Source organism: Rhizobium sp. USDA 4016, from assembly GCF_056279705.1.
Genome location: NZ_JBWCCY010000004.1, coordinates 1,291,617 through 1,316,080, shown reverse-complemented (window position 1 = coordinate 1,316,080; position 24,464 = coordinate 1,291,617). Strand labels below are relative to the sequence as shown.

Annotated in this window: 21 protein-coding genes and 1 pseudogene; 10 read left to right on the top strand and 12 right to left on the bottom strand. The window is 60.9% G+C overall.

Features of this window, described 5'->3' with window-relative positions:
• The first annotated feature begins 37 nt into the window (after positions 1 to 37).
• Genes ACZ9DP_RS21590 through ACZ9DP_RS21575 form a run of 4 tightly spaced genes read left to right on the top strand, consistent with a single transcriptional unit; the run spans position 38 to position 4,820 of the window.
• Positions 38 to 967 (top strand): alpha/beta fold hydrolase, encoded by a 930-nt coding sequence (locus ACZ9DP_RS21590; protein ID WP_476203523.1) that lies wholly within the window; start codon positions 38 to 40, stop codon positions 965 to 967.
• 14 nt (positions 968 to 981) lie between these two features.
• Complete coding sequence (locus tag ACZ9DP_RS21585) at positions 982 to 1,932, top strand: DMT family transporter (RefSeq protein WP_239598157.1); 951 nt, start codon at positions 982 to 984, stop codon at positions 1,930 to 1,932.
• 18 nt (positions 1,933 to 1,950) lie between these two features.
• Entirely contained in the window at positions 1,951 to 3,165 is a 1,215-nt protein-coding gene (gene caiB / locus ACZ9DP_RS21580) for a succinate--glutarate CoA-transferase (RefSeq protein ID WP_194730054.1), read from the top strand.
• A complete protein-coding gene (locus ACZ9DP_RS21575; RefSeq protein ID WP_476203522.1) occupies positions 3,162 to 4,820 on the top strand; it encodes a thiamine pyrophosphate-binding protein in 1,659 nt (552 codons plus the stop codon). The genes caiB and ACZ9DP_RS21575 overlap by 4 nt, the downstream gene beginning before the upstream one ends.
• Positions 4,821 to 4,860: 40 nt before the next feature.
• On the opposite strand, the gene ACZ9DP_RS21570 is transcribed toward ACZ9DP_RS21575, so the two are convergent.
• From ACZ9DP_RS21570 to ACZ9DP_RS21560, 3 genes are all read right to left on the bottom strand, one after another.
• Positions 4,861 to 5,205 carry a RidA family protein gene (locus ACZ9DP_RS21570; RefSeq protein ID WP_476203521.1) on the bottom strand — a complete coding sequence of 115 codons (345 nt, stop codon included), beginning with the start codon at positions 5,203 to 5,205 and terminating at the stop codon, positions 4,861 to 4,863.
• Between the two features lie 56 nt (positions 5,206 to 5,261).
• Positions 5,262 to 5,600, bottom strand: a complete 339-nt coding sequence (locus ACZ9DP_RS21565) for a protein tyrosine phosphatase family protein (protein WP_074061771.1) — start codon at positions 5,598 to 5,600, stop codon at positions 5,262 to 5,264.
• Between the two features lie 71 nt (positions 5,601 to 5,671).
• Complete coding sequence (locus ACZ9DP_RS21560; protein ID WP_476203520.1) at positions 5,672 to 6,511, bottom strand: DUF4432 family protein; 840 nt, start codon at positions 6,509 to 6,511, stop codon at positions 5,672 to 5,674.
• A 245-nt stretch (positions 6,512 to 6,756) separates the two neighbouring features.
• On the opposite strand from ACZ9DP_RS21560, the gene ACZ9DP_RS21555 reads away from it, so the two are divergent.
• The gene (locus ACZ9DP_RS21555; RefSeq protein WP_476203519.1) at positions 6,757 to 8,136 is read left to right on the top strand and encodes a L,D-transpeptidase; all 1,380 of its coding nucleotides are present in this window, start codon (positions 6,757 to 6,759) and stop codon (positions 8,134 to 8,136) included.
• 226 nt (positions 8,137 to 8,362) lie between these two features.
• Here ACZ9DP_RS21555 and ACZ9DP_RS21550 read toward each other — a convergent pair whose 3' ends face one another.
• The 6 genes from ACZ9DP_RS21550 to ACZ9DP_RS21525 all read right to left on the bottom strand — a co-directional run bounded on the left by ACZ9DP_RS21550 (position 8,363) and on the right by ACZ9DP_RS21525 (position 16,004).
• Positions 8,363 to 9,076, bottom strand: a complete 714-nt coding sequence (locus tag ACZ9DP_RS21550; protein ID WP_074068955.1) for a ParA family protein — start codon at positions 9,074 to 9,076, stop codon at positions 8,363 to 8,365.
• 231 nt (positions 9,077 to 9,307) lie between these two features.
• Complete coding sequence (locus ACZ9DP_RS21545; RefSeq protein WP_194727518.1) at positions 9,308 to 10,462, bottom strand: iron-containing alcohol dehydrogenase; 1,155 nt, start codon at positions 10,460 to 10,462, stop codon at positions 9,308 to 9,310.
• A complete protein-coding gene (locus ACZ9DP_RS21540; RefSeq protein ID WP_476203518.1) occupies positions 10,459 to 11,844 on the bottom strand; it encodes an aldehyde dehydrogenase family protein in 1,386 nt (461 codons plus the stop codon). Before ACZ9DP_RS21540 ends, ACZ9DP_RS21545 begins: the two co-directional genes overlap by 4 nt.
• 200 nt (positions 11,845 to 12,044) lie before the next feature.
• Positions 12,045 to 13,415 carry a glutamine synthetase family protein gene (locus tag ACZ9DP_RS21535; RefSeq protein ID WP_476203517.1) on the bottom strand — a complete coding sequence of 457 codons (1,371 nt, stop codon included), beginning with the start codon at positions 13,413 to 13,415 and terminating at the stop codon, positions 12,045 to 12,047.
• A 149-nt stretch (positions 13,416 to 13,564) separates the two neighbouring features.
• Positions 13,565 to 15,112: an amino acid permease gene (locus ACZ9DP_RS21530; protein WP_476203516.1), complete on the bottom strand. Its 1,548-nt coding sequence runs from the start codon at positions 15,110 to 15,112 to the stop codon at positions 13,565 to 13,567.
• A gap of 124 nt (positions 15,113 to 15,236) precedes the next feature.
• On the bottom strand, positions 15,237 to 16,004 hold the full coding sequence (locus ACZ9DP_RS21525) for an N-formylglutamate amidohydrolase (RefSeq protein WP_476203515.1): 768 nt from the start codon (positions 16,002 to 16,004) through the stop codon (positions 15,237 to 15,239).
• Positions 16,005 to 16,185: 181 nt separating this feature from the next.
• Between ACZ9DP_RS21525 and ACZ9DP_RS21520 the strand changes: the two are divergent.
• From ACZ9DP_RS21520 to ACZ9DP_RS21500, 5 genes and pseudogenes are all read left to right on the top strand, one after another.
• A pseudogene (locus ACZ9DP_RS21520) lies at positions 16,186 to 17,059 on the top strand (MurR/RpiR family transcriptional regulator).
• A 190-nt stretch (positions 17,060 to 17,249) separates the two neighbouring features.
• Complete coding sequence (locus ACZ9DP_RS21515; protein ID WP_074068962.1) at positions 17,250 to 18,353, top strand: ABC transporter substrate-binding protein; 1,104 nt, start codon at positions 17,250 to 17,252, stop codon at positions 18,351 to 18,353.
• 74 nt (positions 18,354 to 18,427) lie between these two features.
• Complete coding sequence (locus ACZ9DP_RS21510) at positions 18,428 to 19,321, top strand: ABC transporter permease (protein ID WP_022714326.1); 894 nt, start codon at positions 18,428 to 18,430, stop codon at positions 19,319 to 19,321.
• The gene (locus ACZ9DP_RS21505; protein WP_239598144.1) at positions 19,318 to 20,103 is read left to right on the top strand and encodes an ABC transporter permease; all 786 of its coding nucleotides are present in this window, start codon (positions 19,318 to 19,320) and stop codon (positions 20,101 to 20,103) included. Before ACZ9DP_RS21510 ends, ACZ9DP_RS21505 begins: the two co-directional genes overlap by 4 nt.
• A 6-nt stretch (positions 20,104 to 20,109) precedes the next feature.
• Positions 20,110 to 21,171 carry an ABC transporter ATP-binding protein gene (locus ACZ9DP_RS21500; protein WP_476203514.1) on the top strand — a complete coding sequence of 354 codons (1,062 nt, stop codon included), beginning with the start codon at positions 20,110 to 20,112 and terminating at the stop codon, positions 21,169 to 21,171.
• Positions 21,172 to 21,536: 365 nt separating this feature from the next.
• Here the strand turns inward: ACZ9DP_RS21500 and ACZ9DP_RS21495 are convergent, their stop codons facing one another.
• From ACZ9DP_RS21495 to ACZ9DP_RS21485, 3 genes are read right to left on the bottom strand one after another with little or no spacing between them, the layout of a single operon-like run.
• Positions 21,537 to 22,538, bottom strand: coding sequence for an ABC transporter ATP-binding protein (locus ACZ9DP_RS21495; protein WP_022714322.1), 1,002 nt, complete (start codon positions 22,536 to 22,538; stop codon positions 21,537 to 21,539).
• 11 nt (positions 22,539 to 22,549) lie between these two features.
• Positions 22,550 to 23,614: a Gfo/Idh/MocA family protein gene (locus tag ACZ9DP_RS21490; protein ID WP_476203513.1), complete on the bottom strand. Its 1,065-nt coding sequence runs from the start codon at positions 23,612 to 23,614 to the stop codon at positions 22,550 to 22,552.
• Positions 23,611 to 24,453, bottom strand: a complete 843-nt coding sequence (locus tag ACZ9DP_RS21485) for a carbohydrate ABC transporter permease (protein ID WP_476203512.1) — start codon at positions 24,451 to 24,453, stop codon at positions 23,611 to 23,613. The genes ACZ9DP_RS21490 and ACZ9DP_RS21485 overlap by 4 nt, the downstream gene beginning before the upstream one ends.
• Positions 24,454 to 24,464: the final 11 nt, after the last annotated feature.

Genomic DNA, 24,464 nt, shown 5'->3' with positions numbered 1-24,464 from the left:
TGGCTCGCGATCTGCTCTGTTGCAGCGGGAGGATGGAATGTTTTCGCAGACACAATGGCTTAAGACGCCCGAGGCGACGCTCGCCTTTCATCATGTGGCAGCCAGCGGCGGCCCGCGCGGCATCGTGCTGATCTCCCACGGACTTGCTGAACATTCGAAGCGCTACGCACGCTTTGCCAAGGCGATGGCCGGGCGCGACTATCATGTCTATGCGCACGACCACCGGGGCCACGGCGAGACGGTGGCCGACGGCGCGCCGATCGGCCAGTTCGCCCGCCGCAACGGCGTGCAGCAGGTTCTTGCCGACATGGTCGCCATGCGGGACTATGCGGCAGGGTTCCATCCAAACCTTCCCGTGATCCTCTTCGGCCACTCCATGGGCGGGCTGATCGCGCTCAACGCTGCAGTAACCTATCCGGAAAAATTCGGTGCCCTCGCCGTGTGGAATTCGAACTTCGCTGTCGGTCTGACAGGCCGGGCCGCGCAAGCCATCCTGCTTGCCGAGAAAGCCCTGAAAGGTTCCGACGTTCCGAGCGGCCTGCTGCCGAAGCTCACCTTCGACACCTGGGGCAAATCCATCCCCGGCCACCGGACGGAATTTGACTGGCTCTCCCGCGATCCGGCCGAAGTCGACAAATATATCGCCGATCCGCTCTGCGGCTTCGATGCTTCCGTTTCGCTCTGGCTCGACATATTCGAACTCACCTTTCGCGCGCCGCAGAAGCGGCATCTCGACAGGCTGCGAAGGAACCTGCCAATCCACCTCGTCGGCGGCGGAAAGGATCCAGCGACCGATTTCGGAAAAGCGGTGATCTGGCTGTCAAACCATTTGAAACGGCACGGTTTGTCCCGTATCACGACCGAAATATATCAGGATAAGCGGCACGAGACGCTGAACGAGATCGGCGCCGAAGCGGCGATTTCGGCCTTTGCCGATTGGTGCGATGAAGCAACCGCAAGATCCTGACCAGCGGACCGGAAATGAACAGCGCAATAACGAAGAATAGCTCCTCCGAAGTCAGCATGGGCCTGATGCTCATGTTTTTTTCGGTGCTCGTATCGCCTCTGATCGATATTTTCTCCAAGCTTGCCATCACGACGATTCCGTCTGCGGAGATCACCGCAGCACGCTTTGCCATACAGGCTCTCTGCATGCTTCCGATCGTTATCTGGCGCAAAAAACTGACGGATTCGTCATGGAGGCAGAGCCTCTTCCACGCGATCCGCGGCGCCATCATTACCATTTCGATGATCTCGTTCGTCACCACGCTGAAATACATGGCGGTTGCAGATGCGATCGCGATCTTCTTCGTCGAACCCATCATCCTCACCATTCTGAGCAGCCTATTTCTCGGCGAGACGATCGGCTGGCGGCGCTATACAGCCTGCGGCGTCGGTTTCTTCGGCGCGATACTGGTCATTCAGCCGAGCTTCCAGGAAGTCGGCTACGTGGCGCTGTTGCCGGTCGTCAGCGCAGTCTGCATCGCCATCTCCGCAATGATGAACAGGGCCCTGGCGCAGCGCGAGGACCCGTGGGTGATGCAGTTTCACATGGGCTTGTGGGGTCTGCTCTTTTGCGGTGTCCTGCTTTTCTTCGCCCGAGCAAGCGGCTCGGATGTGTTCGAACCGGTAATGCCAACCATGATAGGTCTCGTCTGGCTCCTCGGCGTCGGCGTAACGGCCGCGATCGCCAGCATCCTCGGCGTCTATGCCTACCGCTCCGCACCCGCCTCCACTTTGGCGCCGCTGCAATATTTCGAGATCGTCTCGGCCACGATCTTCGCATGGCTGGTTTTCGGCGATTTTCCCGACGCCATCAAATGGCTGGGCATTCTCATCATCATCGCATCCGGACTTTACATCATCTGGCGCGAGCGCCGCTTTGCATCCAAACCCGTATCCGATACATCTGAGGCAACGCGGGCACCATGATCCGTTCTTGGGAGGAACATGACGGACAGTCGTAAGAAACCGCCGCTTGCCGGCATCAGGGTGATCGAGCTCGCCCGCGTCCTGGCGGGCCCCTGGGCCGGGCAGATGTTGGCCGATCTCGGCGCAGACGTCATCAAGGTCGAAAATCCGGACGGCGGCGACGATACGCGGCAATGGGGGCCTCCCTTCGTCGAGGGCGGCGACGGCGAAAACCTTTCAGCTGCCTATTATCACTCCGCCAATCGCAACAAGCGCTCTGTCACGGCCGATTTGAAGACCGAGGAAGGCCAGTCGCTGGTGCGACGGCTCGCGGCAACGGCCGATGTCCTGATCGAGAATTTCAAGCTCGGCGGCCTCGTCAAGTACGGCCTCGACTATGAGAGCCTGCGCAAGATCAATCCGAAGCTCGTCTACTGCTCCATCACCGGCTTCGGCCAGTCTGGCCCCTATGCCAGCCTCGCGGGCTATGATTACATCGTCCAGGGCATGTCCGGCTTCATGTCGATCACCGGCGAGCCGGATCGCCAGCCGATGAAAGCAGGCGTCGCCATCGCCGATATCTTCACCGGCATCTATGCCGTGGCGGCGATCGAGGCAGCCCTCATCCACGCGCTGAAAACCGGTGAAGGCCAGCTTGTCGATATGGCGCTGCTCGACGTGCAATCCGCCGTGCTCGCCAATCAAAACATGAACTATCTGGTCTCCGGCCGCGCGCCGGCGCGGCTCGGAAATGCCCATCCGAATATCTCTCCTTATGAGGTCGTGCCGAGCGCGGACGGTTACCTGATCCTTGCCGTCGGCAATGACAACCAGTTCCGGCGTCTCTGCGTGATCCTCGGCCTCGATGGCATCGCCGGCGACGAGCGCTTTTCGACCAACAAGGCCCGCGTCGTCAACCGCGACGAGGTGCGCCGCCTGATCTCGACCGAGACGTTGAAATGGCAAAAAGCCGACTTGCTGAAAGCCTGCGAAGAAAATGCCGTGCCAGCCGGCGCGATCAACACGATCGAGGAGATGTTCGCCGATCCGCAGATAAAGGCGCGCGGACTGCGCATCGATCTGCCGGATGCGGCAGGAAACGTGATCCCCGGCGTGAGGACGCCGGTTGTGCTCTCCGAAACGCCCCTGCGTTACGAGAGGCCGGGCCCTCGGCTGGGCGAGCATCAGGAAGAGGTTCTGGCTGAGCTCGAGGCATTGGAGCGCGCCGAACGGGAGGGGAAATCCGCACTATGAAGAAGACCGGCGGCGAGCTGATTGTCGAAGCGCTGAAGGCAAACGGGGTCAAGCGACTTTCCTGCGTGCCCGGGGAAAGCTTCCTCGCTGTGCTGGACGCGCTTTATGACACCGATATCGAAGTGATCGTCTGCCGTCAGGAAGGCGGTGCCGCGATGATGGCCGATTGCTGGGGCCGGCTCACCGGCGAACCCGGCATCTGTATGGTCACCCGCGGGCCCGGCGCCACCAACGCCACGGCGGGCCTGCATATCGCCAGGCAGGATTCGATCCCGATGATCCTCTTCATCGGTCAGGTCCAGCGCGATGCCCGCGAGCGCGAAGCCTTCCAGGAGGTCGAGTTCCGTCGCGCGCTGACCGAATATGCCAAATGGGTCGGCGAAATCGACGATGCGGCGCGCATTCCCGAATTCGTGACCCGCGCCTTTGCCATTGCCACCTCCGGCAGGCCCGGGCCTGTCGCGCTGTCACTGCCCGAGGACATGTTGCGCGACGAAGTAGACGCGCCGCGCGCGAAGCCTTATGCCCGCGTTCCCGCTCATCCCGGGCGCCGTCAGGTCGACGATTTCTACATGCGGCTGCTGAAGGCCGAACGGCCGATGGTCATACTCGGCGGCACACGCTGGGATGCAGATGCGGTTGCCGATTTCCGCGTCTTTGCCGAACGCTTCAAGCTGCCGGTCGGCTGTTCCTTCCGCCGCCAGATGCTCTTCGATCACCTTAGCCCGGGCTATGCCGGTGATGTCGGCATCGGCATCAATCCGGTGCTGGCCAAGGAGATCAAGGAGAGCGATTTGCTCATCCTGCTCGGCGCCCGGATGTCGGAAATGCCGTCGTCAGGCTATACGCTGGTCGACGTCCCCTACCCGGCGCAATCGCTCGTCCACATCTATCCCGACCCGTCCGAACTTGGCCGCATCTACCGTCCGGACCTTGCGATCTGCGCATCGCCGCAGGACTTCGTCGCCGCCCTTACCGATCTCGAAGCGCCTGCCGAACCGCGCTGGGCGGAACGGACGCAGCATATGCACCAAGCCTATCTTGCCTGGTCGAAGCCGCCGCAAACGGGCCCCGGCGCCGTTCACATGGGACCGATCATGGAATGGATCGAGGGCAACACGAGGGCCGACACGATCTTCACCAATGGTGCCGGCAACTATGCCACGTGGCTGCACCGCTTCCATCGCTTCCGGCAGTTCAATACGCAGGCGGCCCCCACATCCGGCTCGATGGGTTACGGCCTGCCGGCTGCCGTGGCCGCCAAGCGGCTTTTTCCGGAGCGCGAAGTCATCTGCTTTGCCGGCGACGGCTGCTTCCTAATGCACGGGCAGGAATTCGCCACCGCCGTCCGCTACGACCTCCCAATCATCTCTCTCGTCATCAACAACGGCATCTACGGCACGATCCGCATGCATCAGGAACGTGACTATCCCGGCCGTGTCAGCGGTACGGATCTCACCAATCCGGATTTCGCGGCCCTTGCCCGCGCCTATGGCGGCCATGGTGAAACGGTGGAGAAAACCGAGGACTTCGCGCCGGCTTTTGAGCGGGCCCGCGCCAGCGGCAAGCCTTCGATCATCGAGGTGAAGCTCGATCCCGAGGCGATCACGCCGACACGCACGCTTACCGAAATCGCGCAAACAAAAAGCCGGTGAGCGAACCCACCGGCTTTGAAACTGGCAAATGGCGCCGCTCTTAGTCGATTGCGGCGATGACGGTGAACTCGACCTTGTACTTCGGTGCGGCGAGCTTGGCCTCGCTGGTGGCGCGTGCCGGCGTGTTCTTCGGGTCGACCCAGGCTTCCCAGGCAGCATTCATTTCCGCAAAGTAGGAAATGTCGGAGAGATAGATCAGCGTCTGCAGAATCTTCGACTTGCTGGAACCTGCAGCAGCAAGCAGACGATCGACTTCGGCAAGCGCCGACTTGCACTGATCGGTCACAGTCTCGCCTTCGCCGACCTGACCGGCGAGATAGACGGTGTTGCCGTGGATGACCGCGCCGCTCATGCGGGCGCCGACGTCGATACGCTTGATGCTCATGAAGTTCTCCTGAGTTTTATGAAATAAAGGGCACGGCCGAAAGCCGCGCCAAAAGATCAGCCGCGAATATGATGGGTCTTCTGATAGATCGCGGTAGAGCGTGCGCCGGAACGGCAATAGCCGAGCATCGGGCGCGGAAATTCGTCGAGTGCGTCGACCATGCCTTGCACGGCTTCCTCCGTCACGCCCATCGCGCCGACGGGCACATGCGCGATGTCGAGGCCGAGTTCCTTGGCGCGGGCTTCGATCACCGAAAACGGCGTCTGGTCCGGGCTTTCCTGGTCCGGGCGATGGCAGACGATCGACTTGAAGCCCATCGCCTTGATCTGGTCGAGATCTTCCAGCGTGATCTGGCCGGATACCGAATATTCGTCGTCGATCTGGCGGATGTCCATCGCGCGTTCCTCCTGAAAATCAATGGCAGAAGCTCTACGATGCGGGATCGGAAGCGTCAACAACAGTTCGCTCAGAGGAAGGCGAAGCGAAGCCCATAGCTGCGGCTCTCGCCCGGCTGCAGCATGTTGAACTCGCCGCCTGCTTGAAGCTCGCGACGCGAGACCCAGCGATGCGAAACCGGTTCGATGCCGAAAACGTCCGCCGGCGTCTTCTGGTTCCGCCAGACCTGCAGGTGCGGCAGCGTATCCGCGCGGAAACGCACGCACAGCGTCTTGCCGCTTGCGGCTTTCATCGGACCGAGCCGGACTTCGGCAAAGCCATCCGTCACGGCCGGGGCCTCGACGCAAAAGAGGCCGCCAAGCTCTTCGCCGAAGGTCCATGGAAAACCACCGCCTTCGAGCATCGTCCCTTCCAGGCGCGTACCGGCATCGAGCCATTTGCCGCCGGTATTCATGTGGTACATCAGGAAGGTCGGCACCGCCTGATCGCTGGTGTTGACGACCCTGTCGTCCAGCGAGACCTCCCCCGTCGCGCCGTCGATGCGCCAAAGCCGTTCGATCCGCTGCGGCAATCCTTCGACGGTGACGATATCGATGTGGGCGCAGCACTCGGCATTGCCGTTTTCGAATTTGGTCCAGAGAACCTTGGCCGGATGACCGGAGGCCGAACCGTGCAGCGGGTAGACCTTGCCATCCGTGCGCCCCGTGATCGGCTCGCGATGGCGGATGTGATCCGGACCGCAGGTGAAGAGAAAGCCTTCGAGCGAGTGGTCGATACGCGAATCGCCGTCGTCAGGAATGGCGCGCTTCGGCGCGATATCGACGCCGTCGACGATGCATCCGCCGATATCCATCACCGATGTTTCGTCCAGCATCAGGCGCGGCCCCTTGGCGGCGGCAAACTCGATCATTGCAACTCCTCCCGATCTTAAAGCTGCCGTAGGGTTAGGATCCGTCCGCACATACGTCAATCGCGGCAAACCTGTTGCGCACAACCGGCGATGCGCCATGGAACCCGCTTGCCAAACCAAACGTTTTGCCTCAGGCAGAAAGCACGGTAATTTTCATCTTTTGTTTAGTACGAATTCATAAATTCCACACTAGCGTCAAAATTCGCAGGTGTGTGTCGGCCAAATCACTGTTCGAGGTGTAAGACGTGAATCGCTTTTTGAAATCGGGGATGTCCCTCGCCGCAGTCGTGCTGGCCCTTGCCGCTGCCGCACCGGTTGCCGACGCGCAGCAGTACGGCCGCCGCCAGCGCGATGTCGTGATGGTGACTCCCGACGGTGCGATCATCGATTACATTCCGCCAGGCGCCGACGTCTATTATTCGCGGGATCGCAACGGCAACCGCGTCCTGCTCGATGGTTACGGCAACGTCGTCGCGACGGAAATGCGCGGCAGCGGCTATTATCCGCGCCCCCCTGCCCGCGAAGCCCATAACAATGACCCCTACTACCCGGACAACAGCTACGGCAGCACGCGTTATGTGGAGCGCGGCGCCGTGACCGGCTCGATCCCGCGCGATGCGGAAATCCAGCGCGATCCACTTTACGATCAGCCCTATCCGGATGCCAACGGGGAAAGCTACCCGCAGAACGAGGACTATGCGTCGATTGAACCGGATCAGCCGTTCCCGGGCGACATGCAACCGAAGCCGCCCTCAGAACCGGTCATCACGCTCAAGGGAAAATCGAAGCCTGAGATCGTCGCCATCCAGGTCTTCCTCGACCGCGCGGGCGTTTCTCCGGGCGTCATCGATGGCCACATGGGGTCCAACGTCACCAAGGCGATCTATGCCTATGAGCAGATGACCGGCGAAAAGCTCGACCCCAACAATACCGAAGCGATCCTCGAGCAGCTGCGCCTGTCGGGCGGATTACCCGTCACCAGCTACACGATCACGCCGGCAGATGCCGCCGGGCCTTATGTGGCCGCGATTCCGGAAGACTACTCGCAAAAGGCGCTTCTGCCTTCGATGGCCTACACCTCGACGACCGAAATGCTTGCCGAGCGCTTCCACATGGACGAAGCCTTCCTCAGGGAAATGAACCCGGGCGCAGACTTCACCGTGCCCGGCACGATCATCAAGGTCGTCAATGCCGGGCAAGCCAAGACCGGCGCCGTCGCGAAGATTCTCGCGGACAAGGCCAAGAAGCAGGTCTTCGCCTATGACGCTGCCGGAAATCTCGTGGCAGCCTATCCCGCCTCGATCGGCTCCAGCGATACCCCTTCGCCCTCCGGCCTCGTCACCGTGGAACGCGTCGCTCTGAACCCCGGCTATACCTACAACCCGAAGATCAACTTCCAGCAGGGCGCAAACGACCGCATCCTGAATATCCCACCTGGCCCGAATGGTCCCGTCGGCACGGTCTGGATCGCCCTTTCAAGGCCGACCTACGGCATTCACGGTACGCCGGAACCATCCAAGATCGGCCGCACCCAGAGCCACGGCTGCATCCGTCTGACGAACTGGGATGCCACGGAGCTCGCCAAGATGGTAAGGCCCGGCGTGACAGTCGAGTTCGTCGATTGAATCCTCTGCCCCTCCGCCTGCCGGCACCTTTTCCCCTTTCTGACGGGGAGAAGGGAGATATGCGGCATCTTCTCCGTTTCTCCTGGCCATTTCGCAAGCGGTTCCTCGCCCCGTTCACCGGGAGATGGTTAGGGTGAGCGCGTCCGCCACGACACAACTTTGAGCCGAGCCCAAACAAGAAAACCGCCGGATCGCTCCGGCGGTCGGTTCAAATCATCCCCAATATTCAAGCCGCCGAACGGATCAGTGGCCCGGTTGTCCGGGCGCAAGCGGCTAGCTTGGCCGGCACCTTGCGAATGATTTCCTCGGCAAAACAGAGCGCATTCTCGCAGGCCTTCTCCAGATTGGAAACCCGCATCGGGTCCATATCGTGCAGCGTGCCGCCGCAATCGAAGATGTCGCGGAATGCCGCACGCTCGATGATCGCCGTATCGAGGACCGGAACGTTCCGCTCGTTGAGCAGCGCCTTGACGAGTTGCAGTGCACGGGTGGTCACCATTGAATTGACACGGGTAAGCACCACCGAATGGCCGATCTTGATGCCCGCCTTCTCATCCAGATACTGCAGCAATTCCAGCACCTGCGCCCCGCCGCGCGCATCCATGGCACAGCCCTGGATCGGGATCAGCACATGGTCGGAGAGGCCGATTGCGGTGGCCAGCAGCGGATTGCGGGCGCCCGGCAGGTCGATGATAAAGTAGTCCGTGGAATGCTTGTTCTCGCTGATGTGCTGCGGAAGCGAGGCGGACGTCACGAAGTCGATGACCTGAATATTCGCCACATGGCCGGAAATCTCGTGCCAGCGGGAAATCCAGTGCTGAGGATCGGCATCGAGAATGGTGATGCGGTAACCTTTGCGGGCAAGTTCCGTCGCGAGCAGAAGGACGGCCGTGGTCTTGCCTGCCCCGCCCTTGGTGTTTGCAAATGTGATGACTGGCATGTTCGATCCTCGAAGGGAAATATCGCGAGCCGGATATCGCTCTCTTTGCGCACTTTCGGGTTCATCGTGCGGTTAACGCATCCTTTCCGATGATGGTTAACAAAATCCAAACAAACGCGCCGAAATTGCAGCCCGCATTTTGCACATCCCTAAAAGTTGGGATGCCGGAAAACGAAAAAAGCCCGGAAAGCTTGGGCTTTCCGGGCAAGTTTTGACGGTCCGCCTTTTTGATCAGAAGCAGTCTTTGAAAAGCGTCTTGGTATTTTCGAGCGTCATCGGGACGGGATTGCCGCCCGCGCTCGGGTCTTCGATTGCCATCGCCGAGAGCGCGTCGATCCGGTCCGGTGCGATTCCCATGGCCGAAAGGCTTTCCGGAACCCCGAGTTCAAAGCGAAGCTTCAGCACGTAATCATAGAAACCGTCGAAGCCGCCGGAGATGCCGAGATAGGCCGCAGCGCGTGCGATCTTCTCTTCGATCGCTGCGCGGTTGAAGCGCAGCACCGCCGGCATCACGACGGCATTGGTCATGCCGTGATGCGTGTTGTAGACGGCGCCGATCGGATGCGACAGCGCATGGATGGCGCCGAGGCCCTTCTGGAAGGCGACAGCGCCCATGGCGGCAGCCGCCATCATGTTGGCGCGGGCTTCGAGGTCGGTCCCTTCCTTATAGGCACGCGGCAGGAATTCCTTGACGAGGCGCATGCCTTCCAGCGCGATACCGGCAGACATCGGATGATAGAAGGGCGAGGAATAGGCTTCCAGGCAATGCGCAAAAGCATCCATGCCGGTCCCGGCGGTGATGATCTTCGGCATGCCGACGGTCAGCTCCGGATCGGCAATGACGACGCCCGGCAGGAATTTTGGATGGAAGATGATCTTCTTCACATGCGTTGTGGAATTGGTGATGACGCTGGCGCGGCCGACTTCCGAGCCAGTGCCGGCCGTCGTCGGCACCGCAACGATCGGCGCAATGCCCTCGACGCTCGCACGCGTCCACCAGTCCCCAATATCCTCGAAATCCCAGACCGGACGCGTCTGGCCGGCCATGAAGGCGACGCACTTGCCGAGATCGAGGCCCGAACCGCCACCGAAGGCGACGACGCCGTCATGGCCGCCGTCCTTGAAAGCCTTCACGCCGGCATCGAGGTTCATCTCGTTCGGGTTCGGATCGACGTCTGCGAAGATCGCGCGGCCGAGGCCTGCATCTTCCAGGATGTCGAGCGCATTCTTGGTAATCGCCATCGAGGCCAGGCCGCGATCGGTAATCAGCAGCGGCTTCTTCATGCCAAGGCTCTTGCAGGCGTCCGCCAGCTCCTTGATGCGGCCGCGGCCGAGCTTGACGGCTGTCGGATAGCTCCAGTTGGCTGTGATATTGCTGCTGCTCATGCTGTGACTTTCTTGAGGTGATAAGATTTCGGGCGCGTCAGATTGTGGAAGCCGATGATCGACAGCGAGCCGCCGCGGCCGGTTTCCTTGACGCCGGTCCAGCAAAGCGCCGGATCGAGGTAATCGGCACGGTTCATGAAGACGGTGCCGGTTTCGATTTCGCGGCCGAGCCGTCCTGCCCGCTCAGGGTCCTTCGTCCAGAGCGAAGCCGTCAGCCCGTACTGGCTGTCGTTCATCAGCGCGATGGCTTCGGCATCGTTCTTGATCTTCATGATGCCGACGGCCGGGCCGAAGGTTTCTTCGCGCATGAAGGCCATCGAGTGATCGACATTGACCAGAATCTGCGGCGCGAGATAGGCTCCGCCGTCATCTTGCGGGAAGAGCTTCGGATCGATTAGCGTCCTGGCACCCTTCGAGACGGCATCGGCGATCTGCTCGCGCACGACCTTGGCGAAACGCTTGTTGGCCATTGGACCGAGCGAGGTTTCCGGATCGAGCGGATTGCCGAGTTTGTAATTGGAAACCCAGGCAACCGACTTCTCGACGAAGCTGTCATAGAGCGACTCGTGCACATAGATACGCTCGATGCCGCAGCAGCATTGGCCGGAATTGTAGGTCGCGCCATCCATCAGCGTATCAACGGCCGCATCGAGATCGGCGTCTTCCATGACGTAGCCCGGATCCTTGCCGCCGAGCTCGAGGCCGAGGCCTGTAAAGGTGCCGGCTGCAGCCCGCTCCATGGAACGCCCACCTTCGACCGAACCCGTGAAGTTGATGAAATTGAAGCTTCCTGCCGCAATCAGCGCCGAGGTCGTTTCGTGATCGAGGAACACGTTCTGGAAGACATCCTCCGGAACACCTGCCTCGACAAAAGCCTGAACCAGCCGCTCGCCCACCAGAAGCGTCTGCGACGCGTGTTTCAGGATAACGGTATTGCCTGCCATCAGCGCCGGAGCGATGGTGTTGATCGCCGTCATATAAGGGTAGTTCCACGGGGCGATCACGAACACGACGCCATGCGCTTCACGCTCGATACGGCGCTCGAACTTATCGCTCTCTTCGACAACAAGCGGCGCCAGAGCGTCGGCAGCGATCGACGCGACATAGTTGGAACGCTCGTTGAAGCCCCGATATTCGCCGCCATACTTGACCGGCCGACCCATCTGCCAGGCGAGCTCCGGCACGACGAGATCGGACATCTCGTTGAGCCGCGCGACGCCTTTGAGCACAAGCTGCACGCGCTCCTCCAGCGGCCGCTTCGCCCAGGCCGTCTGCGCCTTGCGGGCGCGGGCGACAACGTCCTTAGCCGCCTCTAGCGAGAGCGCCGAGCGCTCTGCGAAAACCGATCCGTCGACCGGCGAAATGCATTGGATCATAGTCATGATCGAATCCTGCCTTTGTATTCTTCAAATCTCTTCGGGCACCAGCCCCTCATCCGCCGGCCGACACCTTCTCCCCGCAAGCGGCGCGAAGGCAGTATGCCGCACCGGTCTCGTCAATCGCAACGCCCCTTAGGGCAAGTCCCCTCGCCCCCTCAAAGCGGGTCAGGGTGAGGGCGAGCAACGACAGGCCGCAAAATGCCTTACGCCCTTTCAAAGCCTCTCGCCACTTCCCAATCCGTCACGCGGCGGTCGTATTCCTCCTGCTCCCATTCGGCAGCGCGCGTGTAATGGTCGATGACGTCGTTGCCGAAAGCCTTCCGCAGCATCTTCGATTCCGTCATGGCGACCGTCGCGGCACGAAGCGTGTGTGGAATCTCGCGGATATCGCGCGCGCCATAGGCGTCGCCGACGAATGGCGCTTCGAGTTCGAGCCTGTTCTCAATCCCCTCGATGCCAGCCGCCAGCAGTGCTGCAAAGGCGAGATACGGATTGAGGTCCGAACCGCCGACGCGGCATTCGATCCGGATCGCTTTGGTGTCGTCGCCGCACAGGCGGTAGCCGGCGGTGCGGTTGTCCTTGCTCCAGATCGCCTTCGTCGGCGCGAAGGTGCCGGCCATGAAGCGCTTGTAGGAATTGATATAGGGCGCCAGGAAATAGGTGATCTCGCTCGCGTGGGCGAGAAGGCCGGCCACGTAGTTCCGCATCAACGGCGACATGCCGTATGTACCCGTCTCATCGAAGAACAGCGGCGTCTTGCCGTCGGCGCTCCAGAGCGACTGATGGATATGAGAGGAGCTGCCGGCCGACGTATAGCTCCATTTGGCGAGGAAGGTGATCGCCTTGCCCTTCGACCAGGCGATTTCCTTGCAGCCGTTCTTGATGATGGCGTGCCGGTCAGCCATCGTCAGCGCGTCGGCGTAGCGCACATTGATTTCCTCCTGCCCCGCCGAAGCCTCACCCTTGGAATTCTCGACCGGAATGCCCGCACCCTGCAAACCGGTACGAATCGCCCGCATCACATCCTCTTCCTTGGTCGTCTGGAAGATGTGGTAGTCCTCGTTGTAGGCGCTGGCGAGCTTGAGATTGCGGTAGCCGGCGGCATGCGCAGCCTCATAGGTCTGGTCGAAGAGGAAGAATTCGAGCTCGGATGCCATGAAGGCCTTCATGCCCATGTCTTCGAGGCGCTTGACCTGCTTCTTCAGGATGGCGCGCGGCGAATGCGGCACCTCTTCGTGCGTGTGATGGTCAAGCAGATCGCAAAGGACCAGTGCCGTTCCTTCGAGCCAGGGAATGCGGCGCAGCGTCGAAAGGTCCGGTTTCATCGTGTAGTCGCCGTAACCCTTCTCCCAGCTCGTCGCCTTGTAGCCAGAGACGGTTTCCATCTCCATGTCGGTCGCGACCAGATAGTTGCAGCTATGCGTTTCCTTCCAGGCGCTTTCGAGGAAATATTCCGCCTGGAAGCGCTTGCCCATCAAGCGGCCCTGCATGTCCACCTGGCAAGCGAGAACGGTATCGATGCGCCCTTCGGCCACGTCCTTCTTGAGATCATCGAAAGTATAGCTGTTGCTCATCATTTATCCGCCTGAAATCTGGATTGGAAACTCGGGGCAATGAAACGGCATGCAGGGGCCGCCATGACCGACCAGATGCCTTTTCGTTGAACCGGTGATGGGGCCGCGCGAACGGCGGCCCCGCCATCTGAGAGGGAAGCTCGGTTTTCTTACGCTTCGCCAACGGCCTTTTCGGCAGCCGCGATTTCAGCCTGGCGCTTGGCGACTTCCTCGCCGATCGGCGGGCCCTTGAAGCGGCGCTTTTCGAAGCCGTACCAGACGACGCCAGTCACAATAAGGAAGCCGACGGTGATGTAGAGTGCCCAGTCATTCGGCGGCTGGATGCCGAGAACGAAAATAAGCACCATTGCAATGATCGAGAGCACGGCAAAGAGCTTGAACATCGCCTCGCCGAGGTTCCACGGCCCCATCTTGTCCCACTTCGACGTACCCCAGGCGAAGAGGCCGAGCGTGATCGGGATCGCGAAGGAGAAGAAGAGGAAGATGACGGTGCACGAAACGACGATGGTATAGACCGGCGTTTCGCCGATCGAAACGAGCGACGAACCCCACACGAAGAGGACGGCGAGGATAGAACCCGTCCAGATCGCGGCAACCGGCGTGCGGTGCTTCGGGCTGACCTTCGACAGTGCCTTGGATGCCGGCAGACCGCCGTCACGCGAGAAGGCGAAGATCATGCGGGAAACCGAGGTGACCGTTGCGAGGCCGCACAGCCACTGGCTAATGAAGATGGCGAGGTAGAGCAGATCCTTGACGATCGGGTTCACCTGGCTGTCCATCGCCCAGAAGAACACGTTCCAGCCCTGCTTGGCAGCTTCGTCCATGCTGGGCAGCATCAGAACGAATGAGCAAAGCATGATGTAACCGAAGAACGCCGACCAGAGCACGGAGGAAATCATGCCACGCGGCACGGAATGCGCCGCCTTTACGGTCTCTTCCGACGTATGCGCCGACGCGTCATAGCCGGTGATCGTGTAGATCGGCAGCAGGAGGCCGAGCAGGAACACCCAGGTAGCGGACGTCGCCGGCCACACGTTGCCGCCGGTTTCGCCCGAATAGTTGGAGAAGGTGAAGAGACGGCCGAACTCGTAGGACGGAGCAGCGATCAGGCAAACCGCGGCAAGCGCGATTGCCGTCGCGAAGATCAGGTAGCCAGAGAAGTCCGTGAGCTTGGCGGTCAGGCCGATGCCCATATGGTTCACGAGCGCCTGCGCACCGGTGATGATGATCAGGAAGACGATGCGAACGAATGTCGTGTCCGCCAGCCCGAGATAGCTCGTGCCGAAGGAGCCCATGAAGAAGTAGTACGTACCGACGTTGATGGCACCGAGCACCGTCACGAGGCCGAGCAGGTTGAACCATGCGGTCAGCCAGCCGGTGAAGCGGTTGCCGAGGATGGAACCCCAGTGGTAGAGGCCGCCCGCGGTCGGATAGGCGGAGCTTATCTGCGCCATCGCAACGGCGAAGACGAGCGAAATGAAGCAGCCGAGTGGCCAGCCGATGCCGATCGCAGCACCACCCGCGCCGGCAGTCGCCTGCGCCAGCGAATTGATGCCGCCGGAAAGGATGCAGATGATCGAGAAGGAGACGGCAAAGTTCGAGAACGAACTCATCCGCCGTTCCAGTTCCTGGGCATAGCCCATCGAATGCAGGATGCTCATATCCTGCTTCTTATCAAGTTCGGTATAGTCCGACATGACTTCCCCCTGTTTGACGATCGGCAGCGGAATTGCCGCAGATCCAGTACCAAAGTTGCCCGCTGGCTTTCGCCATACGGACAGATCGCAGTTAGACTGCTCCCTGGGGTCTTTTCTTTTATGGTCAGGCTTCCAGGCTTTGCTGGAGGAGCCCTGTCAGATAGTCGGCCATGACCCCTTGGCCGGCATCGTCGCTGATAAGGTCGTTGCGGACCTCGATCATTACATTGCGGAGCCCGTTCGAGAGCCCGTGCAGGATCAGCGTGTGCGTCACGCCGTCCTCAGGGCCATAGGGCTCGTTGCGTTCGGTTTTGTAGAGCGGCGCGTCAGCCGCCCCTGCCAACATGCTGTCTGCCAGCCGGCTGTCGGCATCGTGCAGGATGCCGAGCTCGACGGCACGCTCCTTGCCATTATAGACCGGCGTGAAACTGTGAACAGTGACGATGACCGTCTCGTGCCCCTGCGCCTGACGGTCCTTGATGAGACGGCTTACTGCATCGTGGAAAGGAAGATACAGCGCTTCGGTACGGGCCTGCCGCTCCTTTGCGCTCAGACTCTGATTGCCGGGGATGGCATAGATTTCGCTCTTCTCGGGCATTGCGCCCGGCGATTCCGGCGGGCGGTTGCAGTCGTAGATCAGGCGAGAGAAGCGCTGAAAGACGAGTGTTGCGTCAAGCGTCGTCGAGATGCCGCGTGCAACGGCCAAAGCGCCTGGATCCCAGGCGATGTGGCTATTCAACGCTTCTTCGCAAAGGCCGAGATTGCCGAATTGCTCGGGTAGCGCTCGCGAGGCGTGTTCGCAGATGACCAGCAACGGGCTCTTGCCGTGCGGCCGCTCGATGCCGACGCAGTCTCCATCCGCTTCGCTTAGGATCTTGAGCTGAGTGAGCACCTACCCGCGCCTGCCCTTCCCTTAATAAAATCTTTACAAGAAAAGAATTCTTCAGTCTTCGGGCGGTGTCAAGCGCGCTCTGAAAATTTCTTTTCATCACAGTGGTTGACATGGATTGTGACAGCGTTGTTAACTTTGAGTGGGAAAGTGGCACAAGACCAATCCCGGGGAGCAAGATCGCGTGAGCGCTGCGTCGAAGACGGTTTCGGACGTCATCCATTCGCATTTCGAAGCGCTGACGCGCGCCGAGAAGCAATTGGCCGAGAGTCTGCTGGATAACTATCCCGTTTCAGGGCTGGGCAGCATCACCACGATTGCCGAGAACGCCGGCGTCTCGACGCCCACCGTCGTCCGCATGGTCCAGAAGCTTGGCTTCAAGGGTTACCCGGATTTCCAGGCGCATCTGCATCAGGAGGTCGAAGCGACGATCTCCAATCCGATCGCCAAGCACGACCGGTGGGCTTCCAATGCGCCGGGCACCCATATCCTCAACCGTTTTGCCGATGCCATCATCGCCAATCTGCGCCAAACGCTGAGCGGTCTCGACACCCGCGACCTTCAACAGCGCCGCTGCCCTGCTTTCGGATCGCAAGCGCGGCCTTTATTTCGTCGGCGGTCGCATCACGGGCGCGCTTGCCGAATACTTCTTCACCCACATGCAGGTCATCCGGCCGAATACCGCCCTCTTGTCGTCCAACTCGTCGAGCTGGCCGCAGTATGTTCTCAACATGAATGCCGGCGATCTGCTGATCATCTTCGACATCCGCCGCTATGAGCAGGAGATGGTGAGCCTTGCCCAGGCGGCCCGCACGCGCGGCGCCGAAATCATCGTCTTCACGGACCAATGGGGATCGCCGGCGGCAAAGCTTGCGAGACACGCCTTCCGCGTCCAGATCGAGGCACCGTCGGCTTGGGATTCCTCGGTCGTCACGCTCTTTATCGTCGAAGCGCTCATCGAAGCGGTCCAGAATACCACCTGGGACGAGACGAAGGAGCGCATGAAAACACTGGAGGGCCTGTTCGAACAGACCAAGCTCTTCCGAAAACCCGGCTAGGAGGAGAGGCAGGAACGAACAAAAACAATGAGGCTGCGTGAAGGAAATAGAACTGCGTGTCGCAGACGAAACAGAGTTCGAAAAATACTGGAAATCATAAGAAAAACGAACGTCACGCGACCGTCATACAAGCTTCATGCAACGCCAGTAACAGCATCGCCAGACCACTGAAAACCGAAGGAGAACAACAGTGATCTCTAACATTTCTCGACTGCTCTCGCTTTCTACTGCGATCGTCGTAGCTTCGACTGCGATTGCCGCAGCAGAACCGAGCGCCGAACTCATCGCTGCCGCCAAGAAGGAAGGCACGCTGACGACCATCGCTCTCCCGCACAACTGGTGCGGCTATGGCGACGTCATTGCCGGCTTCAAGGCCAAGTATGGCATCGAAGTCAACGAACTGAACCCGGACGCAGGTTCGGGCGACGAAATCGAAGCAATCAAGGCCAACAAGGGCAACACCGGCCCGCAGGCTCCGGACGTCATCGACGTCGGCCTCTCCTTCGGCCCGTCGGCCAAGGCTGAAGGCCTCATCCAGCCCTACAAGGTCTCCACCTGGGATTCCATTCCGGACTCCGCCAAGGACGCCGACGGCTTCTGGTACGGCGACTACTACGGCGTTCTTTCGTTCGTCGTGAACACCGACATCGTCAAGAACGTCCCGAAGGATTGGGCCGACCTGAAGAAGTCCGAGTATGCCAACACCGTTTCGCTCGCTGGCGATCCGCGCGCTTCCAACCAGGCTGTTCAAGCCGTCTACGCCGCTGGTCTTGCTGCGGGCGAAAAGGATGCCACGAAGGCTGGCGAAGCAGGTCTTGCTTACTTCGCAGAGCTCAACAAGGCCGGCAACCTCGTTCCGGTCATCGGCAAGTCCGCGTCGCTGGCTCAGGGTTCCACCCCGATCATCGTCGCCTGGGACTATAACGGCCTCTCCTGGCGCGACAGCCTCAACGGCAACCCTCCGGTTGAAGTCGTCGTTCCGGCCTCGGGCGTCGTTGCCGGTGTCTACGTTCAGGCGATCTCCGCCTTTGCTCCGCACCCGAATGCTGCCAAGCTCTGGATGGAATACCTCTATTCCGACGAAGGTCAGCTCGGCTGGCTGAAGGGCTATTGCCACCCGATCCGCTTCAACGACCTTGCCCAGAAGGGCCTGATTCCGAAGGAACTGCTCGACAAGCTGCCGCCGGCTGAAGGCTATGCCAAGGCTATCTTCCCGACGCTCGACGAGCAGGCCGCAGGCAAGACCGCCATCACCACCAAGTGGGACAGCGTCGTCGGCGCCAACGTTCAGTAAGGCATGACATCTGGCCTCCCCGCCCTTATAGCGGGGAGGCATTTTCTTTCACTCCGACGCCCCCGGATGAGCGCATGAGCACCGTTTCAACGCCTATGGCGAGCACCGCCCCCCTGATCAATAAGGATCGCGTGATCGACTGGCTGGGTATCGCGCCCTTCGTCATCTTCGCTCTGCTGTTTCTGATCATCCCCACGCTTTATCTCGTCGTCGGCGCCTTCCTCACGCCGGAAGGCGAATTCACGTTCAAGAACATCGGCGATCTCTTCACGCCGTCGATCATGAGCGCCTATTGGATCAGCATCCGCGTATCGGTGGCTTCCGCTCTCGGCGGTGCGCTGATCGGCTTCTTTCTCGCCTGGGCAGTCGTCCTCGGGGGGCTGCCCTCCTCTGTCCGCTCGACGCTTTTGACCTTCTCCGGCGTCGCATCGAACTTCGCCGGCGTGCCGCTTGCCTTCTCGTTCCTGGCAACGCTCGGCCGCACCGGCCTCGTCACCATCTTCCTGCGCGACTGGTTCGGCTTCAATCTCTACGGCACCGGATTCAACCTTTTATCCTTCTTCGGCCTCACCATCACCTACATGTACTTCCAGATCCCTCTGATGGTGCTGATCCTGACGCCGGCGCTCGACGGCATGAAGAAGGAATGGCGCGAGGCCGCTGAAATCCTCGGCGCCACGAACCGCCAGTACTGGACGATGGTCGCCCTGCCGATCCTCTGGCCGAGCCTGCTCGGCACGACGCTGCTGCTCTTTGCAAACGCCTTCGGCGCCATCGCCACAGCCTATGCGCTGACAGGAAGCTCCCTGAACATCGTTCCGATCCTGCTTTACGCGCAGATCCGCGGCGATGTTCTTCACAACCCGAACCTCGGCTACGCGATCGCGCTCGGCATGATCGTCATCACCGGCGTCTCCAACGTCCTTTACCTGATGCTGCGCATGCGCGCCGAACGGTGGCAGAAATGAAAGCTCAACGTCTCGGCGCCTGGATCGCCATCTTTTTGGGTGCGTCCTACTTCATCATTCCGCTGATCGGCACCATCGAGTTTTCGCTGCGCATGCGCCGCGGCGTATACAGCTTCGATGCCTATCAGTCGGTCTTTTCGGACATCCAGTTCCGCGAGACCTTCGGCTATTCCATGCTGATGGCCCTCTTGACAATCGTCTTCGGCATGCTGCTCGTCGTGCCGACGGCCTATTGGGTTCGCCTGCGCCTGCCACAGATGCGCCCGATCGTGGAATTCGTGACGCTGCTGCCGCTGGTTATCCCGGCGATCGTCATCGTCTTCGGCTATCTGCGCATGTACAATTCGTCGTCGGTCCTGCCGTTGACGGGTTCTACGATCGGTACGAACATCCTGCTCGTCTGCTCCTACATCACGCTGTCGCTGCCCTACATGTATCGAGCGGTCGATACCGCCATGCGCGCCATCGACGTCCGCACGCTGACAGAGGCGGCCGAAAGCCTCGGTGCCAGCTGGCCGACCATCATGTTCCGCTGCATCTTCCCGAACGTCATGAGCGGCGTGCTGTCCGGCGCCTTCATCACGCTGGCGATCGTCATGGGCGAATTCACGATGGCTGCCCTCCTCAACCGGCCGGCCTTCGGGCCTTATCTGCAGCTGGTCGGCGCCAACAAGGCTTACGAGCCGTCGGCGCTCGCCGTCATTGCATTCTCCATCACATGGCTCTGCATGGGTCTGCTCAACCTCATCTCCCGCTTCCAAAAATCCGCCCCCGCAAGGTAACTGGCCATGTCATTCCTCACGCTGACCAATCTTCAGAAGTCCTTCGGCCAGGTTCAGGTCGTCCATAATTTCAACATGAGCATCGAGAAGGGGGAATTCGTCTCCTTCCTCGGGCCGTCGGGCTGCGGCAAGACCACGGTACTGCGCATGATCGCCGGCTTCGAAACGCCGTCCGGCGGCAGCCTGTTCATCAACGGCAAGGATCAGCGCCCGCTGAAGCCGAACCAGCGCAACATCGGCATGGTCTTCCAGGCTTACGCGCTTTTCCCGAACATGAACGTGCACGACAACGTCGCCTTCGGTCTCAAGGTTGCGGGCATGCCGAAAGCCGACATCGATGCGCGCGTGAAGGAAATGCTGGGCCTCATCCGCCTCGACCATCTCGCTGATCGCTTCCCCTACCAGATGTCCGGCGGCCAGCAGCAGCGCGTGGCGCTTGCCCGCGCGCTTGCCGTCAAGCCGCAGGTTCTGCTGCTCGACGAACCGCTCTCCGCGCTCGATGCGAAGATCCGCGTGTCGCTGCGCGAAGAGATCCGCCTCATCCAGCAGAAGCTCGGCATCACCACCATCTTCGTGACGCACGACCAGGAAGAGGCGCTCTCGATCTCCGACCGTATTGTCGTCATGAACGCCGGCAAGGCGGATCAGATCGGCACACCCTTCGAGGTCTACAACACGCCCGCAACCCGTTTCGTCGCTTCCTTCGTCGGCACGCTGAACATGATCGAGGCGAAGGTCGTCGATCCGGCGGCAAACCGCATCCAGATCGGCGACCAGGGCGTGACGCTCAAGCAGTCGCTCGCAGCCTACAAGGCGGGCGAGACCGTTTCGCTGGCGCTTCGTCCGGAAGCGGGCTCGCTTTCCGACAGCGTCAAGAGCGATACGGCGCTGACCGGTCAGGTCATCTCCGCCCACTTCCTCGGCTCCGTCATCCGCACCCGCATGAATGTCGGCGGCAACGTCATTTCCTTCGACATGTTCAACAGCCCGGGCGTCACCCCGCCGCAGGCGGGCGAAACCGTCACGCTCCGCTTCATGGCCGCCGACCTGCTCGTCGTCCGCGATTGATCTTGCTTGAATAATCGGACAAGGGCGCCATTCTCCGTGGCGCCTTTTTCTCGATGCTGCTGGCCTGGATCCTGTCGGCCGGGATCGTCGTCACCACGCAGATGGCCACGACCAACGCGATCTTCGGCGGCCTCACCCCGCTTGTGGTCGCGTCATTGCTGCCGATCAATCCGATGGCGCGTGCCTATTACCTGCTCTTCATCGCCGTACTGGCCTTCATCCTCGGACTTTACCTGATGCCAAGGGCGACAGCGTCGAAGCCGATATCGGCATCGAGGAGCGAACGGAGCGGCTGGCGCAGAAGGCGCGAGGAAGATCCGTATGGCACGAGGGTGCGGCAGGAGGCTGCGCCCCTCCAGTCGCCCTTACCGTATCGCCTGCTCGTTTTCATCGAAGCGATGCATATGCGCCTTGTCCGGCGTCGCATAAACAATCTCGTCCGGCTCGTACTTGTGTTCGCCAAAGAGGCGCGCCGTCAGCAGGCCGCACTGGTCGGTCTCCAGATAGACGATCGTATCGGCGCCGAGATGCTCGACATGCACGATTTTCGCCTTCCAGGTCCCCTGCTCGCGTGAAAGCGTCAGATGCTCGGGACGAACACCGATCGTCCTCGCCTCCTTGTCGCTGAGCTTTTCTGCCGGGATAAAGTTCATCATCGGCGAGCCGATGAAGCCAGCGACGAAGACGTTGGCCGGACGATTGTAGAGTTCCATCGGCGAACCGACCTGCTCGATCGCACCGGCGTTCAGCACGACGATCTTGTCGGCCAGCGTCATCGCCTCGACCTGGTCGTGGGTGACGTAGATCATCGTCGCCTTCAGGCTGCGATGCAAGCGGGCGATCTCCAGGCGCGTCTGGACGCGCAACGCCGCATCGAGATTGGAAAGCGGCTCGTCGAAGAGGAAAAGTTCCGGTTCGCGCACGATGGCGCGGCCGATCGCGACGCGCTGGCGCTGGCCGCCGGAGAGCTCGGCCGGCCGGCGCGCGAGATAAGGCCCCAGCGACAGCATCGACGATGCCTTGCCGACGCGCGTCTCGATCTCGTCCCTCGGCATTCCGGCCTGCTTCAGGCCGAGTCCCATGTTGTCCTTCACGGTCAGGTGGGGATAGAGCGCGTAGGATTGGAAGACCATGGCGATACCGCGCTTGGCGGGCGGCGTCAGCGTCTCGTCCTTGCCGTTGATGAGGACGGCCCCGGACGTCACGTCTTCGAGACCGGCGATGCTGCGCAGCAGGGTCGATTTTCCGCAGCCAGACGGTCCGACGAAGATGACGAATTCGCCGTCCCTGACCTCAAGGTCGATGCCCTTCAGCACCTCATGCGTGCCATAGGTCTTGCGTATGGATTTGAGTTGAAGCGATCCCACTAGTCGTTCCCTTACAGTTTGACCGGTTTGCCGGTGCGCACGCTCTCATCGGCGGCGAGGCAGATTCGTAGCGATTGGACGGCATCTGCCATGTGGCGATTGAGGTCGAGATCCTCGCGAATGGCCTTGAGCATGAAGGACTGCTCACGGTCGCAGAGCTCCTGATGGCCGGGTTCGCCCGCCATCGTCATGTCCTGATCCGGATTGATGAACTTGCCGTCCGGCCCGGTCTCGGCATTGTGCAGCCGGATGACGGAGGTCTTGGTGTGCGTGTCGATGTCGTCCGATTTCGCCTTCGGGTCCATGACGATCGAGACCGCCCCCTTCGGCGACATGACATCTTTCACGAAGAAGGCCGTCTCCGAGATCATCGGCCCCCAGCCGGCCTCGTACCAGCCGACGGAACTATCCTCGAAGATCACCTGCAGGTGGCCGTAATTGTACATGTCCGGCGCGACCTCGCCGGAAAGCCGCAGCCCCATGCCGCGCACCTCGACGGGCTTGGCATCGGTGATCTGGCACATGACGTCGACATAATGCACGCCGCAATCCACGATCGGCGATGTCGTCTGCATCAGCGATTTGTGCGTCTCCCAGGTCGGACCGCTGGATTGCTGATTGAGGTTCATGCGGAACACATAGGGCGGCCCAAGTTTTCGTGCTTCCTCGATCAGCTTTATCCAGGACGGATGATGGCGAAGGATGTAGCCGATCACCAGCTTCCGCCCGGCCCTCTTCGCAGCCGCCACGACGCGCTCGGCGTCGGCGACAGTCGTTGCAAGCGGCTTTTCGACGAAGACATCGCAACCGGCCTCGAATGCGGCGACCGCATAGCCGGCATGGCTGTCGGAATAGGTGCAGATGGAGCAGAGGTCGGGCTTCAGCTCGGCCAGCGCCGTCTTGAAGTCCGGATAGATGCCGTAGCCCTGCAGCTCCGGCGCAAGCTCCGGCTGCGAGCGGTTGACGAGACCGACGATCTCGAAGTCCGGGTTGTTGTGATAGGCGAGCGCATGGCTGCGGCCCATATTGCCGAGCCCCGCGACGAGAACACGGACCGGCTTCTGCGAAACGGTCATTTCACTGCTCCGGAGGTGATGCCGCGGATCAGCTGCCGCGAGAAGATGACGTAGAGCACGAGGATCGGCAGGATCGCCAGCGACAGCGCAGCCAGAACCGCGTTCCAGTTGGTGACGAATTGCCCGATGAATATTTGCGAGCCGAGCGTTACGGTCTTGGTGGATTCGGCAGGCGCCAGGATCAGCGGGAACCAGAGATCGTTCCAGATCGGGATCATCGTAAAGACCGCAACCGTCGCCATCGCCGGGCGCACAAGCGGCAGCACCAGCCGGAAGAAGATTGCGTATTCGGAAAGCCCGTCAATGCGGCCGGCATTCTTCAGGTCATCGGAGACCGTGCGCATGAATTCCGACAGGATGAAGATCGCCAGCGGAATGCCCTGCGCCGTATAGACGAGAACCAGCGCTGTCAACGTATTGACGAGACCCGCCGCCACCATGCCCTGCAGGATCGCGACCGTGCCGAGACGGATCGGGATCATGATGCCGATCGCCATGTAGAGGCCCATCAGCGTGTTGCCGCGGAAGCGGTATTCGGACAAGGCGAACGCCGCCATCGCGCCGAACAGCAGCACGAAGAAGATCGAGACGACTGTCACGATGAAGCTGTTCTGGAAATAAGTCGCGAAGTCGCCCTGCCCCAGCACCGTCTGATAGCCGACAAGGCTGAAGGTCGAGGGCGTCGGAACCTGCAGCGGCGAACGGAAGATCGCGTTGCGGTCCTTGAACGAGTTGATGATCGTGAGAAACACCGGAAAGATGGCGACGAGCGTGTAACCGATCAAAGCCAGGTGAACGAGCCCGGTACGGATCGGCGATGTGCGTGCTCTGTTGGACATGGACCACGCTC

Bases quoted from the DNA above. Each gene is read 5' to 3' on its own strand.
- ACZ9DP_RS21565 (WP_074061771.1), bottom strand. From the start codon at position 5,600: ATGGACATCCGCCAGATCGACGACGAATATTCGGTATCCGGCCAGATC.
- ACZ9DP_RS21500 (WP_476203514.1), top strand. From the start codon at position 20,110: ATGTCATTCCTCACGCTGACCAATCTTCAGAAGTCCTTCGGCCAGGTT.
- ACZ9DP_RS21540 (WP_476203518.1), bottom strand. From the start codon at position 11,844: ATGACTATGATCCAATGCATTTCGCCGGTCGACGGATCGGTTTTCGCA.
- ACZ9DP_RS21530 (WP_476203516.1), bottom strand. From the start codon at position 15,112: ATGTCGGACTATACCGAACTTGATAAGAAGCAGGATATGAGCATCCTG.
- ACZ9DP_RS21490 (WP_476203513.1), bottom strand. From the start codon at position 23,614: ATGACCGTTTCGCAGAAGCCGGTCCGTGTTCTCGTCGCGGGGCTCGGC.
- ACZ9DP_RS21545 (WP_194727518.1), bottom strand. From the start codon at position 10,462: ATGAGCAGCAGCAATATCACAGCCAACTGGAGCTATCCGACAGCCGTC.
- ACZ9DP_RS21505 (WP_239598144.1), top strand. From the start codon at position 19,318: ATGAAAGCTCAACGTCTCGGCGCCTGGATCGCCATCTTTTTGGGTGCG.
- ACZ9DP_RS21550 (WP_074068955.1), bottom strand. From the start codon at position 9,076: ATGCCAGTCATCACATTTGCAAACACCAAGGGCGGGGCAGGCAAGACC.
- ACZ9DP_RS21535 (WP_476203517.1), bottom strand. From the start codon at position 13,415: ATGAGCAACAGCTATACTTTCGATGATCTCAAGAAGGACGTGGCCGAA.
- ACZ9DP_RS21510 (WP_022714326.1), top strand. From the start codon at position 18,428: ATGAGCACCGTTTCAACGCCTATGGCGAGCACCGCCCCCCTGATCAAT.
- caiB (WP_194730054.1), top strand. From the start codon at position 1,951: ATGACGGACAGTCGTAAGAAACCGCCGCTTGCCGGCATCAGGGTGATC.
- ACZ9DP_RS21585 (WP_239598157.1), top strand. From the start codon at position 982: ATGAACAGCGCAATAACGAAGAATAGCTCCTCCGAAGTCAGCATGGGC.
- ACZ9DP_RS21560 (WP_476203520.1), bottom strand. From the start codon at position 6,511: ATGATCGAGTTTGCCGCCGCCAAGGGGCCGCGCCTGATGCTGGACGAA.
- ACZ9DP_RS21570 (WP_476203521.1), bottom strand. From the start codon at position 5,205: ATGAGCATCAAGCGTATCGACGTCGGCGCCCGCATGAGCGGCGCGGTC.
- ACZ9DP_RS21590 (WP_476203523.1), top strand. From the start codon at position 38: ATGTTTTCGCAGACACAATGGCTTAAGACGCCCGAGGCGACGCTCGCC.
- ACZ9DP_RS21575 (WP_476203522.1), top strand. From the start codon at position 3,162: ATGAAGAAGACCGGCGGCGAGCTGATTGTCGAAGCGCTGAAGGCAAAC.
- ACZ9DP_RS21485 (WP_476203512.1), bottom strand. From the start codon at position 24,453: ATGTCCAACAGAGCACGCACATCGCCGATCCGTACCGGGCTCGTTCAC.